Annotated in this window: 8 protein-coding genes and 1 pseudogene; 6 read left to right on the top strand and 3 right to left on the bottom strand. The window is 72.1% G+C overall.

What is annotated here, in order from left to right; genetic code table 11:
- Nucleotides 1–87 precede the first annotated feature (87 nt).
- Complete coding sequence (locus HHX37_RS10395; RefSeq protein WP_182885267.1) at nucleotides 88–2,799, top strand: helix-turn-helix transcriptional regulator; 2,712 nt, start codon at nucleotides 88–90, stop codon at nucleotides 2,797–2,799.
- 24 nt (nucleotides 2,800–2,823) lie between these two features.
- On the opposite strand, the gene HHX37_RS10390 is transcribed toward HHX37_RS10395, so the two are convergent.
- Together HHX37_RS10390 and HHX37_RS10385 are read right to left on the bottom strand one after the other, a co-directional pair.
- On the bottom strand, nucleotides 2,824–3,840 hold the full coding sequence (locus HHX37_RS10390) for a LacI family DNA-binding transcriptional regulator (protein ID WP_310740325.1): 1,017 nt from the start codon (nucleotides 3,838–3,840) through the stop codon (nucleotides 2,824–2,826).
- 250 nt (nucleotides 3,841–4,090) lie between these two features.
- A complete protein-coding gene (locus HHX37_RS10385; protein WP_220502752.1) occupies nucleotides 4,091–6,268 on the bottom strand; it encodes a cellulose binding domain-containing protein in 2,178 nt (725 codons plus the stop codon).
- Nucleotides 6,269–6,760: 492 nt separating this feature from the next.
- Between HHX37_RS10385 and pflB the strand changes: the two genes are divergently transcribed.
- From pflB to HHX37_RS38160, 5 genes and pseudogenes are all read left to right on the top strand, one after another.
- Nucleotides 6,761–9,082, top strand: a complete 2,322-nt coding sequence (pflB, locus tag HHX37_RS10375; RefSeq protein ID WP_182885266.1) for a formate C-acetyltransferase — start codon at nucleotides 6,761–6,763, stop codon at nucleotides 9,080–9,082.
- On the top strand, nucleotides 9,082–9,963 hold the full coding sequence (gene pflA, locus HHX37_RS10370) for a pyruvate formate-lyase-activating protein (RefSeq protein WP_182885265.1): 882 nt from the start codon (nucleotides 9,082–9,084) through the stop codon (nucleotides 9,961–9,963). The genes pflB and pflA overlap by 1 nt, the downstream gene beginning before the upstream one ends.
- Nucleotides 9,964–10,496: 533 nt before the next feature.
- A complete protein-coding gene (locus HHX37_RS10365) occupies nucleotides 10,497–11,090 on the top strand; it encodes a hypothetical protein (RefSeq protein WP_182885264.1) in 594 nt (197 codons plus the stop codon).
- 88 nt (nucleotides 11,091–11,178) lie between these two features.
- Nucleotides 11,179–11,436, top strand: coding sequence for a hypothetical protein (locus tag HHX37_RS36505; protein WP_259406343.1), 258 nt, complete (start codon nucleotides 11,179–11,181; stop codon nucleotides 11,434–11,436).
- A gap of 20 nt (nucleotides 11,437–11,456) precedes the next feature.
- A pseudogene (locus HHX37_RS38160) lies at nucleotides 11,457–12,368 on the top strand (GAF domain-containing sensor histidine kinase); the annotation flags it as partial.
- Between the two features lie 96 nt (nucleotides 12,369–12,464).
- Here the strand turns inward: HHX37_RS38160 and adhE are convergent.
- Entirely contained in the window at nucleotides 12,465–15,101 is a 2,637-nt protein-coding gene (gene adhE / locus HHX37_RS10355; protein ID WP_182885263.1) for a bifunctional acetaldehyde-CoA/alcohol dehydrogenase, read from the bottom strand.
- Nucleotides 15,102–15,188: the final 87 nt, after the last annotated feature.

The raw sequence follows: 15,188 nt of genomic DNA, 5'->3' as shown, positions 1-15,188 counted from the left end.
CGGTTGTTCCGCAGCCATGCCCGAATATCGATCCACGCGCATTCCGATCAGGGTCCGACAAAAGTGCGAGGCCATGGGGTGAAGGATATGAGTGTGCCGCCGCGGCGGTATCCGGCCTTTGACGGCGCACCGGTCGCCGCGGCCACGGATCCGCACCGGCCGGTCAGCCCGCTTATCGGACGGGAGTCGCAACGCCGCGAGATCGAGGCCGCGGTCCAGGGCTTGTCGCAGGGCCGCCCGGCTTTCCTCGAAATCAGCGGAGACCCCGGAACGGGCAAGACCGCGTTACTCGCCGAGGTGACGCGCGTCGCACGAGTCGCGGGCATCGACGCGTTCAACGGCCGGCCGCAGCCGGTGGACGGCGACCTGCCGTTCGGGGCGATCGTCGACGCGCTGGACGGCCGGCTCCCCGTCACCGGCGGCGAACGGCTCGACCGGCTGCCGGCGGCGCAGCGGGACGTGCTGGCGGCCGTCTTCCCCTCGCTGGCGGCGGACGCCTCCGCGCCGTCGCCGCCGGACATCGCGGCGCCCTACCGCGCGGCGCACGCCGTCCGCGTGCTGCTGGAGGACCTCGCCTCGTCCCTGCCGGTCGTCCTCGTCCTCGACGATCTGCAGCACGCCGACGCGGGCACCGTCGACGTGGTGTGCCGGCTGATGTGCACGCCGCCCCGCGCCCCCGTCCTCCTCGCCTTCGCGCATCGGCACCGGCAGGTGTCCCCGCGGCTGCGCGCCACCGTCGACACGGCACGCGAGGTCACCCGGCTCCACCTGGAGACTCTGGCCGAAAGCCATGCCGGGGCCCTGATGGGTGAGGACACACCCGCGCACGCGCGCGGGGAGCTGTACCGCGCGAGCGAGGGCAACCCCGGCTACCTCCGGGCTCTGGCCGACGTGCTGGAGCAGGGCCCGCCCGGAATCGACGAGGCCGACATCGCCCCCGTTCCGCCGTGGTTCGCCTCGGCGATGGCCGCCGAGGTCGCCCGCCTCTCTGCCGTGGGGAGGCTGGTCGTCGCCGCGTGCGCGGTGCTCGGCGACCCGCTCACCGTGCCGTCGGTGGCGGCGGTCGCCGAGGTCGGCGAGCAGGACGCCTATTCGGCGATCGACGAGATCGCCTCCCACGACCTCATCCGCCTCGTGGCGGGGACCGGACGGTTCGGGTTCCGGCACCCCCTGGTCCGCCGTGCGGTCTACCACAACGTGAGCCCCGGCTGGCGGCTCGGCGCCCACGCGCGGGCCGCACAGTCTCCGTCCGGCGGCCGGGCGTCCGCCGTCGGGACGGCGCCGCATCTCACGCGGGTCGCCGCGCCGGGCGACCGCGCCGCGGTCGCGCTGCTCGCCGCAGCCGCCGACGAGGTCGAGACCGCGCGTCCGCGACAGGCGGCTCAGTGGCGGCGGGCGGCGCTCGAACTGCTGCCGTACGACGGGACCGGACCGGACGGCGATGACGAGCACACCGACGTCCGCACCGGCCTGCTGCTGGCACTCGGCAGAGCCTGTGAGGCGGCCGGCCAGTTGCGGCAGGGCTGCGACGCCCTGGCCGAGGCCCTGCGGCTGATTCCGCCGGGCACGGGCGGCCGGCGCGCCGCGGTGGCCGCCGGCCAGGCCCGCCTGCTGCACGATTTGGGCCGGTCCGGCGAGGCGCGCGCCTTGCTGCGTGCCGAACTGGCGCACGCCCCGGCCGAGGCCGATCGCGCGGTGCTGTCGTTCGAACGGGCCCGACTCGAAGTGTCGAGCGGGTCCCCCGGCGCGGCGTGCGCCGACGCCGCGCAGGCCGTCCACATCGCCGATCGGCTCGGCCTGCGCCTGCTCGGCTGCGCGGCACGCGGGATGCTCGCCGTTTCGGCGGTCCTCTCCGGCTCACCGACCGCGGATGGATCCGGCGATTTCTCCCGGGCCGCCGCGGACCTCGACGTCCTCACCGACGAGCAGCTCGCGGCCCTCCCGGACGCGCCGCTCTGGATCGGCTGGGCCGCGCTCGTCCTCGAACGCCCGCACGAGGCGGTGCGGCATCTCGATCGTGCCGTGGCCGCCGGCAGGTCGGCCGGCAGGCACGCGGTCGTATGCCACGCGCTGGTGGCACGCGTCGCGGCGCTGTGCGCCGCCGACCGGCTCACGACGGCGGAGGAGAGCGCCGACGAGGCCGGGCGGGCGGCCTGGCTGTCCGGCAGCGCCGCGCTTCACTCCTCCGTGCTGGCGGCGCGCTGTCTCGTCGCGGCCCGCACGGGCGATCTCGACGCCCTGCGAGGCCACCTGGCCGCGTACGGCACGCCGGTGGACCAGGGCTGGCCCGGGGCACTCGCCGCCGAGATGGTCGCGGAGGCCAGGCAGGCCGCGGGCGACCCCGAGGTCGCGGCGGCCGCGAAGGCGTCCCCCGGAGGCCCGGAGCAGGCCGTGCCCTTCGGCGCGGCCACGCGGCGGACGCTCTCCGCCGACCTGGCCGCCGGCATCACGACCGGCATCACCGTCGGCGTCACGACCGGCGTCACCGCCGGCACGACTGCGGACCCGACCACGCCGGTGATCGAATCAGCCGCCGCCGACCCGCCGGGCGCTTCCGGCCCGCCCGTCGCCGACCGGCCGAGCGCCGACCGGCCGGGCGCCGCCACCCTCACCGCACGCGAACGGCAGATCGCCCGGCTGGTCAGCGAGGGGCTGAAGAACCGGGAGATCGCCGACCGGCTCTACGTGACCCAGAAGACCGTGGAGATGCACCTGTCGCGGATCTTCGCCAAACTCGGCGTCTCCAACCGCGTCGGCGTCGCCCGCACCCTCTACGCGGCGCCCACGACATCGCACTGACCGCGCCGCCGGGGCCTGTCCCGGTCACGCGGGCGGAACGATGGTCGACCCGCGCACCACGAGCCGGCAGGGGTGCGGGTGCCGGCCGGGAGAGGCGGTGCCGTTGATGGCGGCCAGCAGCCTCTCGGCCGCCGACCGGCCGAGCCCTTCGAGGTCCATGTCGACGCTGGTCAGCGGTGGCTGAGCGCCCTCGGTCATCACGTCCCAGTTGTCGAAGCCGACGAGCGCGACGTCCTGCGGGACCCGCCGCCCGGCGGCCCGCAGCGCGTCGCCCACGCCGCGGGCGATCTGGTCGCTGCCGCAGAAGACCGCGTCGAACTCCGTCCGGCCCGCCAGCAGGATGCCGACGGCCTGCCGGCCCCACGCCTCGCTCCAGCCGCCGAACAGCGACGGCGCGACCAGGTCGAGCCCTTCGCCCGCCAGCCGGTCGAGCGCGGCCGCCGCGCGCACCCGCGCGGAGTTGTGGTGCTCCGGCCCGGTGACGTGGGCGATCCGGGTGCGCCCGACCGCCAGCAGGTGCTCGACCGCCTTGCGCGCTCCGCTCTCCTCGTCGGGAACCACCGAGCAGTCCTGGGGGTCGGAGGAGCTGATGAAGGCGTACACCACGGGGACGGGCAGGTCCCGGCCGATGGACATGCGCGCCTCGGTGCGGCGGCCGGTCACGATGATCCCGTCGACCCGGCGGCTGAGAAGGGTCTTGACGTAGTACTGCTCACGGATGGGGTCGTCCCGGCCGTCGCAGAGGAAGATCGACATTTCGCCGGCGCCGAGCGCGTCCTCGGCTCCCATCAGGACCGGGATGCTGAACCGGCCGATGGTGTCCGTGGTGATCATGCCGACGGTGTAGGTGCGGCCCGAGTGCAGGCTCCGCGCGCCGGCGTTGGCCTGGAAGCTGAGCTGCCGGGCGGCCTCGCGCACCCGCGTCCGGGTCTCCTCGCGCAGCGATCCGCGCCCGTTGAGCGCTTTGGAGGCCGTGCCCACCGACACCCCGGCCAGTGCCGCGACGTCGGCGATGGTGGCGTGACGCTCCGGTCTCCCCACGTTTCCTCCAGTTTCCGCTGGACGTTGCCGCGATTCACTGTATAGCGCGATGGAGTGCGGATAACGCGCCGGAAACATGGTGTCGATGACCACCAGAAGGACATCGGCAGCGTGCCGGAAATTGTTTTCCCTGCTTTCCGCTTCTCTGGCTTTCCCCTCCCTCGTTTCCGTGGCCCGCCGATTCCCTGACGGCGGCGACCGCCCGCGCCGGCGTGCTGCCGGCGCGGGCGGTCAGGTGTGCCGGTGTGGCTCAGGTGAGCTGGATGTAGTCCAGTTCGGCGTTGCCGGTGCCACCGGAGAACCCGGGCGAGCCCTTGGCCAGGCGGATCACGTTGTATCCCGCCTTGAGGGCGACCGTGGTGCCGGTGGTCGCGCCGAACTGGCCCCAGCCGGAGGTGGCCGGGTAGCTGACGGCGCCCCACGATCCGCCGTTCACGGCCAGGCCCTGGGTGGCGGTGGCGCCGCCGCCGTTGGCGTAGCCGATGGTCATCGTGTAGCTGCGGGCGGCCGGCACGTTCACCACGAAGTCGACGTAGCTGTCGGTGGTGTGCGCGCTCGTGGCGTTGTCGATGCGGCCCACGTAGCCGCCCTCGGACGCGCTGGAGGCGGTCAGCCGCTGCGCACGGAAGACCGAGGCGTCCTCCGCCTCGTACCGCTGCTGGTACGACGGCACCCCGCTGGCCGGCTGGACGACCACGTGGTACCCGTCGGAGGCGGCCATGTTCGGCACGATCACCAGCAGCTGGTCGCCGGTCACCCGATAGACGGCACTGGAGACGGAGGTGGCCGCCGGGGCCGCGGTGAAGCGGCTCTGCGTGTGCGTGGACTCCACCGTCACCTGGACGGAGGGGCCGAGCGCGCCGATGCCCGTCAGCCGGACCGTGTTGGTGCCGGCCTCGTTGCCCAGGACCACGTTCACGATCTTGCGGGTGCCGTCGTAGGAGGCGAAGCCGTCCAGCCCGGTCTGGTTCGGCGGGGTGGTGGTGACCATCCGGCCGGCCATGTCGCCGTACCACTTGTAGAGCCACCAGGTCCCGGTGGGCTGGGTGTTGTTGGTCACCAGCCCGTTCATGGTGCCGTACTCGTACCAGAACGCCCGGTGCGCCGACTCGACCCCGGCCCGCTCGAACTTGGCCACGTAGCTGGCGATCCGGCCGGGGACGTCCACCTCGCTCGTCGCGGCGTACTCGTTGATCGAGATCCGCCGGGGGCTGATGCCCAGCGACGACTCCAGCGCGCGATAGTCGGCGATGTTGGCGGCGATGTTGTTGGGGCTGCCCAGCTCATGCCAGCAGATGATGTCCGGCAGCGTGCCGGCCGCCTTGGCGCTGCTGAGGAACGACGACAACCACGAGCGGTTGTAGTAGGAGATGCTCGGCCCCACGATCGGCGTCGCGGTGTCCAGCGCCCGAACCGCCCGGTAGGTGCGGGACCAGCCGTCGTTGAACGCCCCGGCGGCGGAGGTGTTCCACGTCCAGTCCGGCTCGTTCCACAGCTCCCAGCCGAGAATGTTGGTCACCGAGGTCGCGTTCAGCCGCGCGCGGACCATCGTGTCCACCTTGGCCAGCCAGTCGTTCCAGCTCACCCACTTGTACGGGAAGTTGGGGTAGATGTCCGGCATCCGGATGTACTCCCCCGCGCCGACCCGGGTGGCCTGCGGCGCCACCAGCAGCGAGTCTCCGCCGGGCGGCTGGCCGTTGGGCCGCTGGCCCACACCCGGGGCCGGCTGCGTCAGCGAGTTGACCTTCAGCGGCAACAGGGTCGAGTCCGCGGGCTTGCCGTTCTCCGCCAGTCCGTACAGACCGCCGGTCGCGACATGGGTCACCGGCCGGAACGGGGAGCCGACGGCCACGGTGAGCACCTTCCCCACGGGGTTCGACGGGGGCGTGCTACCGGAGGGGCTCGGTGACGGGCTCGGTGAAGGGCTTGATGAGGGGCTCTGCGACGGGCTCTGTGACGGGGACGCGCTCGGACTCGTGTCGGGCGACTGGGTGGGGCTCGCCGACGGGCTGCTGACGGCGCCGGTGCAGGGGGTGCCGTTGAGGGCGAAGTTCACGGGAACGGGGTTGGAGCCGTTCCAGGACGCGTTGAAGCCGAAGCCGGCCGAGCCGCCGGTGGGGATGGAGGCGTTGTAACCGGCGTCGGTGACGGTCACCTGCGCGCCCGACTGGGTGTAGCTGCCGTTCCACAGCTGGGAGATGGTCTGCCCGGCGCCGAACGACCAGGTCAGCTTCCAGCCGCTGATCGGGTCACCGATGTTGTCGACGCTGACGCTCGCGCCGAAACCACCCGGCCACTCGCTGCTGATCGTGTAGGTGACCTGGCAGCCGGCCGCCGCCTGGGCGGCCGGCGCGAGGGTGAGGGCGGTGGCCCCGGCACAGACGACGGCGGCCAGCGCCGTCCCCGATCGAAGGGAGAAGAGTCGCATGTGTGTCCTCTGAAGCGGTGGTGGGTTGGAGAGGAGAGCCTGGGCGGGAGCCGCTGGGGCGGGGCGCGAAGTTGCCGAGATACCGGTTTCCGACTGGTTGCCGATGGCGGGGCGACTGACCGGGGAACGAGAACCTTCACGCATTCCACGTGCCACATTCGCCGCATCGCCGCTCGTGGTGAGCCCGACAAACGGTTTCCTTCATAGTGACTTCGGGTTCGCAGCCGGACCGTACGCACGTCGTGGTTCGGGCGTCAACGGACGGGCCGGCGGCACACGGCGGGTCGCCCGGCACGGCACCGTCCCGATGCCGCCCACGGGGTGTGCGGCGTCCCCGCGCGATCACCGGTTCGGCTGAAAGTTACACGGGACCGCCGATGGCCGACCTGTCGCGCGGATGACTTTGGTCCTCGTGATCGGTGACCTCCGCTCGGCGAGGAGGACGGCCCCAGGGACGACAGTGAGAGCGGACACCGACGAGAGGGGCCGGCGATGACGGTCACACAGCCCAGGGAGCATGGGACCAGCGAGCGTGGGGCCAGGCGGCATGGAGCCGGGCCGCATGGAGCCGGGCAGGAGGCGGCCGCGCACGGCGCGTGGCGCGGTTTCCGCGGCACGGCCTGGCGTGAGCGGGTCGACGTGCGCGACTTCATCCAGGCCAACTACACGCCGTACGAAGGCGACGAGTCGTTCCTGGCAGGCCCAACCGAGCGGACCCGCGCGGTGTGGGCGGAGGTGTCGGGCCTGTTCCCCGAGGAGCGGCGGCGCGGAGTCTACGACGTGGACACCGCCACGCCTTCCTCCATCACCTCGCATCGGCCCGGCTACATCGACTGCGGCCGTGAGCTGATCGTCGGCCTGCAGACCGACGCCCCGCTGAAGCGGGCCATCATGCCGGCGGGCGGGCTGCGGATGGTGGAGAACGGCCTCGCCGCGTACGGGTACACGCTCGCCCCCCAGGTGAAGGAGATCTTCACCAGGTATCGCAAGACTCACAACGACGGCGTCTTCGACGCCTACACCCCCGAGATCCGGGCGGCCCGCCGCGCCGGGGTCATCACCGGCCTGCCCGACGCGTACGGCCGCGGGCGCATCATCGGCGACTACCGGCGCGTCGCCCTCTACGGCGTGGACCGGCTGGTCGAGGCCAAACGGGCCGAGCTGCACTCGCTCGACGGAGAGTTCTCCACCGACGCGGTCGTCCGCGACCGGGAGGAACTGGCCGAGCAGATCCGCGCGCTGGGCGAGCTGAAGACCATGGCCGCCTCCTACGGCCACGACATCTCCCACCCCGCCGCGACGGCCCACGAGGCGATCCAGTGGCTGTACTTCGCCTACCTCGCCGCCGTCAAGGAGCAGAACGGCGCGGCGATGTCCCTCGGCCGCACCTCCACCTTCGTGGACGTCTACCTGGAGCGGGACCTCGCCGAGGGATGGCTCACCGAGCAGGAGGCCCAGGAGCTCGTCGACGACTTCGTGATCAAGCTGCGCATCGTCCGCTTCCTGCGCACCCCGGAGTACGACCAGCTCTTCTCCGGCGACCCGACCTGGGTCACCGAGTCGATCGGCGGCATCGGCTCCGACGGCAGGCCTCTGGTCACCCGCACCAGCTACCGCTACCTGCAGACGCTGCGCAACCTCGGCCCGGCGCCGGAGCCGAACCTGACCGTCTTCTGGTCGCCGCGCCTGCCGGAGCCGTTCAAGCGCTTCTGCGCCCGCCTGTCCATCGAGACGAGCTCGATCCAGTACGAGAGCGACGAGCTGATGCGGCCCAGGTACGGCGACGACACCGCCATCGCCTGCTGCGTCTCGGCCGCACCCGTGGGCAGGCAGATGCAGTTCTTCGGCGCCCGCGTCAACCTCGCCAAGACCCTGCTGTACGCGATCAACGGCGGCCGGGACGAGATCAGCGGCGAGCAGGTCGGCCCCGCCTACCCCGCGCTGACCGGCGACGTGCTCGACTACGAGGAGGTCGCGGCGGCGTTCGACCGGATGATGGACTGGCTGGCGAAGACGTACGTGAACGCCCTGAACGTCATCCACTACATGCACGACAAGTACGCCTACGAGCGCATCGAGATGGCGCTGCACGACTATCCCGTCAGGCGCACGCTCGCCTGCGGCATCGCGGGCCTGTCGGTGGCCGCCGACAGCCTGTCGGCCATCAGGCACGCGAAGGTCCGCGTGCTCCGCGACGTGACCGGGCTGGCCGTGGACTACGTGGTGGAGGGCGACTACCCGGCGTACGGCAACAACGACGACCGCGCCGACGCCATCGCGGCGGACCTGGTGCGGGCGTTCATGGAGAAGATCCGCCGCCACCCGGCCTACCGGGACGCCGAGCACACCCAGTCGGTGCTCACCATCACCTCCAACGTGGTCTACGGCAAGCACACCGGCAACACCCCCGACGGGCGCAGGGCCGGCACGCCGTTCGCCCCCGGCGCCAACCCGATGAACGGCCGCGACCGGCACGGCCTGGTCGCCTCGGCGCTGTCGGTGGCCAAGCTCCCCTACGACCAGGCGCAGGACGGCATCTCGCTGACCAGCACCGTCACCCCCGAAGGGCTGGGCCGCACGGTGGAGGACCGGGTCGCCGACCTGGTGGGCGTGCTCGACGGCTACTTCGACGCGGGCGGCTTCCACATGAACGTCAACGTGCTCGACCGGGCCACGCTGGTCGACGCGATGGACCACCCCGAGAAGTACCCCCAGCTCACGATCCGGGTCTCCGGCTACGCCGTGAACTTCGTCCGGCTCACCCGCGAGCAGCAGCAGGACGTGATCGACCGCACCTTCCACGGACGGCTGTGATGCCGGAGAAGCCGCTGGACGACTCCGCCGCCCGGCTCCGCCACGAGCCCATTGCCCGGCTCCGCCACGAGCCCATTGCCCGGCTCCGCCACGAGTCCATTGCCTGGCTCCGCCAGGACGCAGCAGCCGAGCTGTGCCAGGCGGAGCCGGCGGCGGGCTCCGGCGTCATCGAGTCGTGGGATCTGTCGATCGGGGTGGACGGTCCCGGCACCCGCTTCGTGGTGTTCACCTGCGGGTGCCCGCTGCGCTGCCTGTACTGCCACAACCCCGAGACCTGGCGCATGCGCGACGGCCGCCGGGTCACGGTGGACGAGGTCATGACCGAGGTGGACCGCTACCGCCGGTTCATCTCCGTCGCCGGCGGCGGGGTGACGCTCAGCGGCGGCGAACCGCTGCTGCAGCCTCGCTTCACCGGAGAACTGCTGCGCCGCTGCCACGAGAGCGGCCTGCACACCGCGCTGGACACCTCGGGCTTCCTCGGCGACCGCGCGAGCGACGCGCTGCTCGCCGACACCGACCTCGTGCTGCTCGACATCAAGTCGTACGACCCGCGGGGCTACCGGCGGCTGACCGGGGCGAGCCTGGAGCCGACCCTGCGCTTCGCCCGCCGGCTGGCCGACCTGGGCCGCCCGGTCTGGGTGCGGTTCGTCCTGGTTCCCGGCCTCACCGACGGAGAGGACAACGTGGACGGCCTCGCCCGGTTCGTCGCGACGCTCGGCAACGTCGAACGGGTCGACGTGCTGCCCTTCCACCGCATGGCCGCCGGCAAGTACACCCGGCTCGGGCTCACGTTCCCCCTGGCCGACGTCGAACCCCCGGACCACGCCCTGCTCGATCGCGTACACGCCCAGTTCGCCGCCCACGGCGTCACCAGCGTCTGACCGGCGGGGTGCCGCCCGGCGCGCTTCCGGCCACCCGCTCACGCACTGCTCCTCAGGCCGCAGGCGATCGCGTCCTGCCACCGTCGATCTCGTGATGCGAGGAGTCTGTCAGACCCCCGTTCCCCGCGGGGCCGCCACATGCTCGGCGACCTGTCGGGCCCCGGCGCGCCGAGAGCGGCCGACGCCCGGGCCGCCTGGGGAACCGGCGGGATCTCCGCCTCGTCCGCGGACCGGTCGAGCGGCCCGCTGCTGAACAGCCACACCGGCCGTCCGGACAGCGCCGTGGCGTGCCGCCGCAGGCTTCCTCCGGGACGACCCGGGCGGGTAGGGGCCCAGGACCCGCCCCCGCCAGTCATAGGGCCCGGCGATCGCGACGACACGTCGTCCGCACCGCTTGGGCCGAAAGTCCCATGAGCGCGGGACTTCAAGACCACCGAAGCGTGCCGTACGGCTCCTGCGGCACAGGCCGTGATCGCGGTTTCCTTGAGGTGTTGAGAAGAGAGAAGACGCGAACACGTTGAAAGGGGCCGGTCATGGCCATCACCGAAGGGCGCAACCGGAGAAACCACAACCTCCACCCCGCCGCTCCCCCCGCCACGGTCCCCGCTCCCCGCGCGCACGGCGAGACGATCCCCACCGGCGCCGGCCCGGTGCGGTACGTGTGGGCCGCCGCCCGGATCGCGATCGGCTGGGTGTTCCTGTGGGCCTTCCTCGACAAGCTGTTCGGCTGGGGCTTCGCCACCCCCGCCGCCAAGGCGTGGATCAACGGCGGCAGCCCGACCACCGGCTTCCTGAAGGGCACCGCCGACAGGACCTTCGGCGGCCTGTTCGGGACCCTCGCCGGCCAGGCCTGGGTCGACTGGCTGTTCATGACCGGCCTCGCCGGCATCGGCGCCGCCCTCGTCCTCGGCGTGGGCATGCGCATCGCCGCCACCACCGGCGGGCTCCTCCTGCTGATGATGTGGGCCGCCGAACTCCCGCTGACCACCAACCCCTTCATGGACGAGCACATCGTCTACGCCATCGTCCTCGCGGGCCTCGCCCTGGGCGGAGCCGGCACCACCTTCGGGCTCGGCAGGATCTGGGCCGCCACCCCCCTGGTCCGCCGCTTCCCGATCCTCAAGTAGACGAGGCCTGATCTCACGACCGGCTCCGGTGCCCACCCCCGCTCGCGGGGGTGGGCACCGGCATGTCCGCGATGCGAAACTTCGCACCATGACGGAGAAGGGAGCCCACTTCGCTGATCCCAACATGCGTCTGGACGATCTTCTGGCCGAACTGCAGAGCCGTCTGGAGGCGGTGCCGGCCACCCGGGATCGGGTGCACGCGCTGCTGGAGGCGGTCGTGTCGATCGGCAGCGACCTGGACCTGGAGACGGTGCTGCGTCGCATCGTGGCACCTGGCTGCAGGCGTCCTCGGACATCACCACCCGGCTGCTGTCGGGCGGCGAGCCGCAGGAGGTCCTCACCCTGATCGCCCGGCGGGCCCGCGAGATGGCCGACGCCGACGCCGTGGCGATCCTGCTTCCCGAGAGGGCCCGCGACGTGCTGCGCGATGTCGGGCCGATCGAGGACGGGCCGGGTGCCCGGCTCGCCGACGACGAGGTCGCGGTCCAGGGCTCGCTCGCCGGCCGGGCGTTCCTGAGCGGGGAACCTCTGGCGTTGGACGATCTCGACCACGACCAGGTGCGTCTCGTCTGGGCCGACAACCCGTCGGTGGGACCCACGGCGGCCGTGCCGCTGGGCGCGGCCGGGACCGCACGCGGAGTGCTCGCTCTGGTCAAACGCGCGGGACGGATGCCGTTCAGCCGGTCGGAGCTGCGCACGCTGCACGCATTCGCCGGGCAGGCGGCCGTCGCGCTGGAGCTGGCCGAGGCCCGCAGGGACGCCGAGCGGCTCGGCGTGCTCGAAGACCGCGACCGCATCGCCAAGGACCTGCACGACGTGGTCATCCAGCGGCTGTTCGCCGTCGCGATGACCCTGATGAGCACGGTGCGGCTGGTCGAACGCCCCGAGGCCTCCTCCCGGCTGCAGAGCGCCATCGACGAACTGGACACCACCATCCGGCAGATCCGCTCGACCATCTTCGCCCTGCAGACGCCGCGCGAGGACAGCTCTCCCAGCCTGCGGGCCCAGGTCGTCGACCTGGTCGAGAGCGCCCGCGGGCACCTGGGCTTCATGCCCGGCCTGAGCCTGGAGGGCCATCTCGACAGCCGGGTGCCTGCGCAGGCGGCCGAGCACCTGCTCGCCGTCCTGCGCGAAGCCGTGTCGAACCTCGTCCGTCACGCCAGGGCCACCCGGGCCGACTTCGTCGTCCACGCCGGGGACGGCCGGCTGATCCTCGTGGTGGAGGACAACGGCGTCGGCATCCCGGCCGAGGGCCGCCGCAGCGGCCTGCGCAACCTCGCCGACCGCGCCGAACGACTCGGCGGCGCCCTCACCCTCACCTCGCCCGAGGGCGGCGGGCGCGGGGACCGGGGTGCGGCACCGCATCACGGGTGCCTACTCCGGGGAGGACCCGTAGTAGGCGGCGCGCATCAGCGCCTGCATGTCCTCCAGCATCGGCATCCGGGGGTTGGCCGGCGCGCACTGGTCCTCGTACGCGTTGAGCGCCTGCTGCGGGAGCGCGTCGAGGAACGCCTTCTCGTCGACGCCGATGTCCCGGAACGACCGCTCGATCCCGACCGCGTCGCGCAGGCGCTCGACCGCCGCGGCGAGCGACTCGACCCCCTCGGCCGGGGTGGCCGCGGGCAGGCCCAGCGTCTGGGCGATCTCCTGGAACCGCTCGGGGGCGCGGTAGTCCTCGTACTTGGGCCAGCCCGACAGCTTCGACGGGACGGTGCCGTTGTAGCGGATGACGTGCGGCAGCAGGACGGCGTTCGTGCGCCCGTGGGCCACGTGGAACGTGGCGCCGAGCGTGTGGGACATGGCGTGCACGATCCCGAGGAAGGCGTTGCCGAAGGCCATTCCGGCGATCGTGCCGGCGTTGTGCATCTTCTCCCTGGCCTCCGGGTCGGCCGCGCCGCGGGTCACCGCGCGCTCCAGGTAACGGAAGATGAGCCTGATGGCGTGCAGAGCGGGGCCGTCGGTGAAGTCGCTGGCGTACACCGACACGTACGCCTCGACGGCGTGGGTGAGGGCGTCGAAGCCGCTGTCGGCGGTGACCACCCGGGGCAGGTCGGCGGCGAGGACCGGGTCCACGATCGCGACGCTCGGGGTGAGCGCGTAGTCGGCCAGCGGATACTTCTTGCCGGTCGCGGTGTCGGTGATCACGGCGAACGGCGTGACCTCCGCGCCCGTGCCCGAGGTGGTCGGCACGCACACGAGGCGGGCGAGCTCACCCAGGGCCGGGAATCGGAACGCACGCTTGCGGACGTCGAAGAACTTCTCCTTCATGTCCGCGAAGACGACCTCGGGGTGCTCGTACCGCAGCCACATGACCTTGGCCGCGTCCATCACCGAGCCGCCGCCGAGGGCGACGATGGTGTCCGGCCGGAACGCGCGCATGACGTCGGCGCCCTTGTCGACGGTCGCCACGCTCGGCTCGGGCTCGACGTCGTCGATGATCTGCAGGGCCACCCGCTCGCCGCGCCGCCGCAGCACGTCGACGACCTGGTCGACGTACCCCAGGCGGGTCATCACGGCGTCGGTCACGATCGTGACGCGGTGCACGTCCGGCATGTCCGCCAGGTAGCGGATCGCGTTCGGCTCGAAGTAGATCTTCGCCGGGACCTTGAACCACTGCATGTTGTTGTTGCGCCGCCCGATCCGCTTGATGTTGACCAGGTTGACCGCGGAGACGTTGTTCGACACCGAGTTGTGCCCGTAGCTGCCGCAGCCCAGGGTCAGCGACGGCAGGAACGCGTTGTACATGTCGCCGATGCCGCCCTGGGAGGCGGGGGCGTTCCAGATGACCCGCACCGCCTTGACCCTGGTGCCGTACCTCTCGGCGAGCGCGGCGTCCTCGGTGTGGATGACGGCGCTGTGCCCGAGGCCGTCGAACTCGACCATGCGCTCGGCGAGGACCAGGCCCTCCTCCCGGCTGCGGGCCCGCAACAGGGCGAGCACCGGGCACAGCTTCTCCCTGGTCAGCGGCTCGCTCGGGCCGACTTCCCGCACCGGGACGAGGATCAGGGAGGTGTCCGGCGGCACGGCGAAACCGGCCCGCTCGGCGATCCAGTGCGGAGACCGCCCCACCACGTCGGGGTTGAGCCGCACCTCGGAGCAGGAGGCGCCGTGTGCCGTGACCCCGAACACGAACTCCTCCAGCTTCGCCTTCTCCTCCGGAGTCGCGACGTACGCGTGGAGCCGGGCGAACTCCGCCAGCGCCGCGTCGTGGATCTCGTCGTCGACGATGACGGCCTGCTCGGAGGCGCAGATCATGCCGTTGTCGAACGTCTTGGACAGCACGACGTCGTGGACGGCCCGGCGCAGCTTGGCCGTCCGCTCGATGTAGGCGGGGACGTTGCCCGCCCCGACGCCCAGGGCCGGCTTGCCCGCCGAGTACGCGGCCCTGACCATGGCGTTCCCGCCGGTGGCGAGGATGACCGACACGCCCTCGTGCCGCATCAGCGCGCCGGTCGCCTCCAGCGAGGGCTCCTCGATCCACTGGACGCAGTGCTCGGGCGCGCCGGCCGCGACGGCGGCGTCGCGGACGATCCTCGCCGCCTCGGCGCTGCAGCGCTGGGCCGCCGGATGGAACGCGAACACGATGGGGTTGCGGGTCTTCAGCGCCAGCAGCGCCTTGAAGATCGTGGTCGAGGTCGGGTTGGTGACCGGCGTGACGCCGCAGACCACCCCGACCGGATCGGCGAGCTCGACGATGCCGTCGATCTCGTCGCGGGAGACGACGCCGACCGTCTTGAGGCCGGCCATGCTGTGGGTCACGTGCTCGCAGGCGAAGATGTTCTTGACCGCCTTGTCCTCGAACAGGCCGCGGCCGGTCTCCTCGACCGCCAGGCGGGCGAGCGCCGCGTGCCGGTCCAGCGCGGCGACGGACGCCTTCTTGACGATGTGGTCGACCTGCTCCTGGGTGAAGGACTCGTACTCCGTCAGTGCCTTCAGCGCACCGGTCACGAGCGTGTCGATCGCGGCGTGCACCTCGGCGGGCAGCGCGTCTCCGGTCGGGGAGTCGGTCATCTCGATCACCTCATGGGGCTTGGGCGGACGGCTTGTCACCCTCATCCTTCTGCGGGAACCGCTTCCGCGCCGCCGCACAAGGACCCC

It is taken from the genome of Microbispora sp. H10885 (assembly GCF_014161415.1).
GTDB classification, from domain to species: Bacteria; Actinomycetota; Actinomycetes; order Streptosporangiales; family Streptosporangiaceae; genus Microbispora; species Microbispora triticiradicis.
The sequence above is the reverse complement of the archived record's forward strand: the minus strand, read 5'-3'. Positions and strand labels throughout refer to the sequence as shown.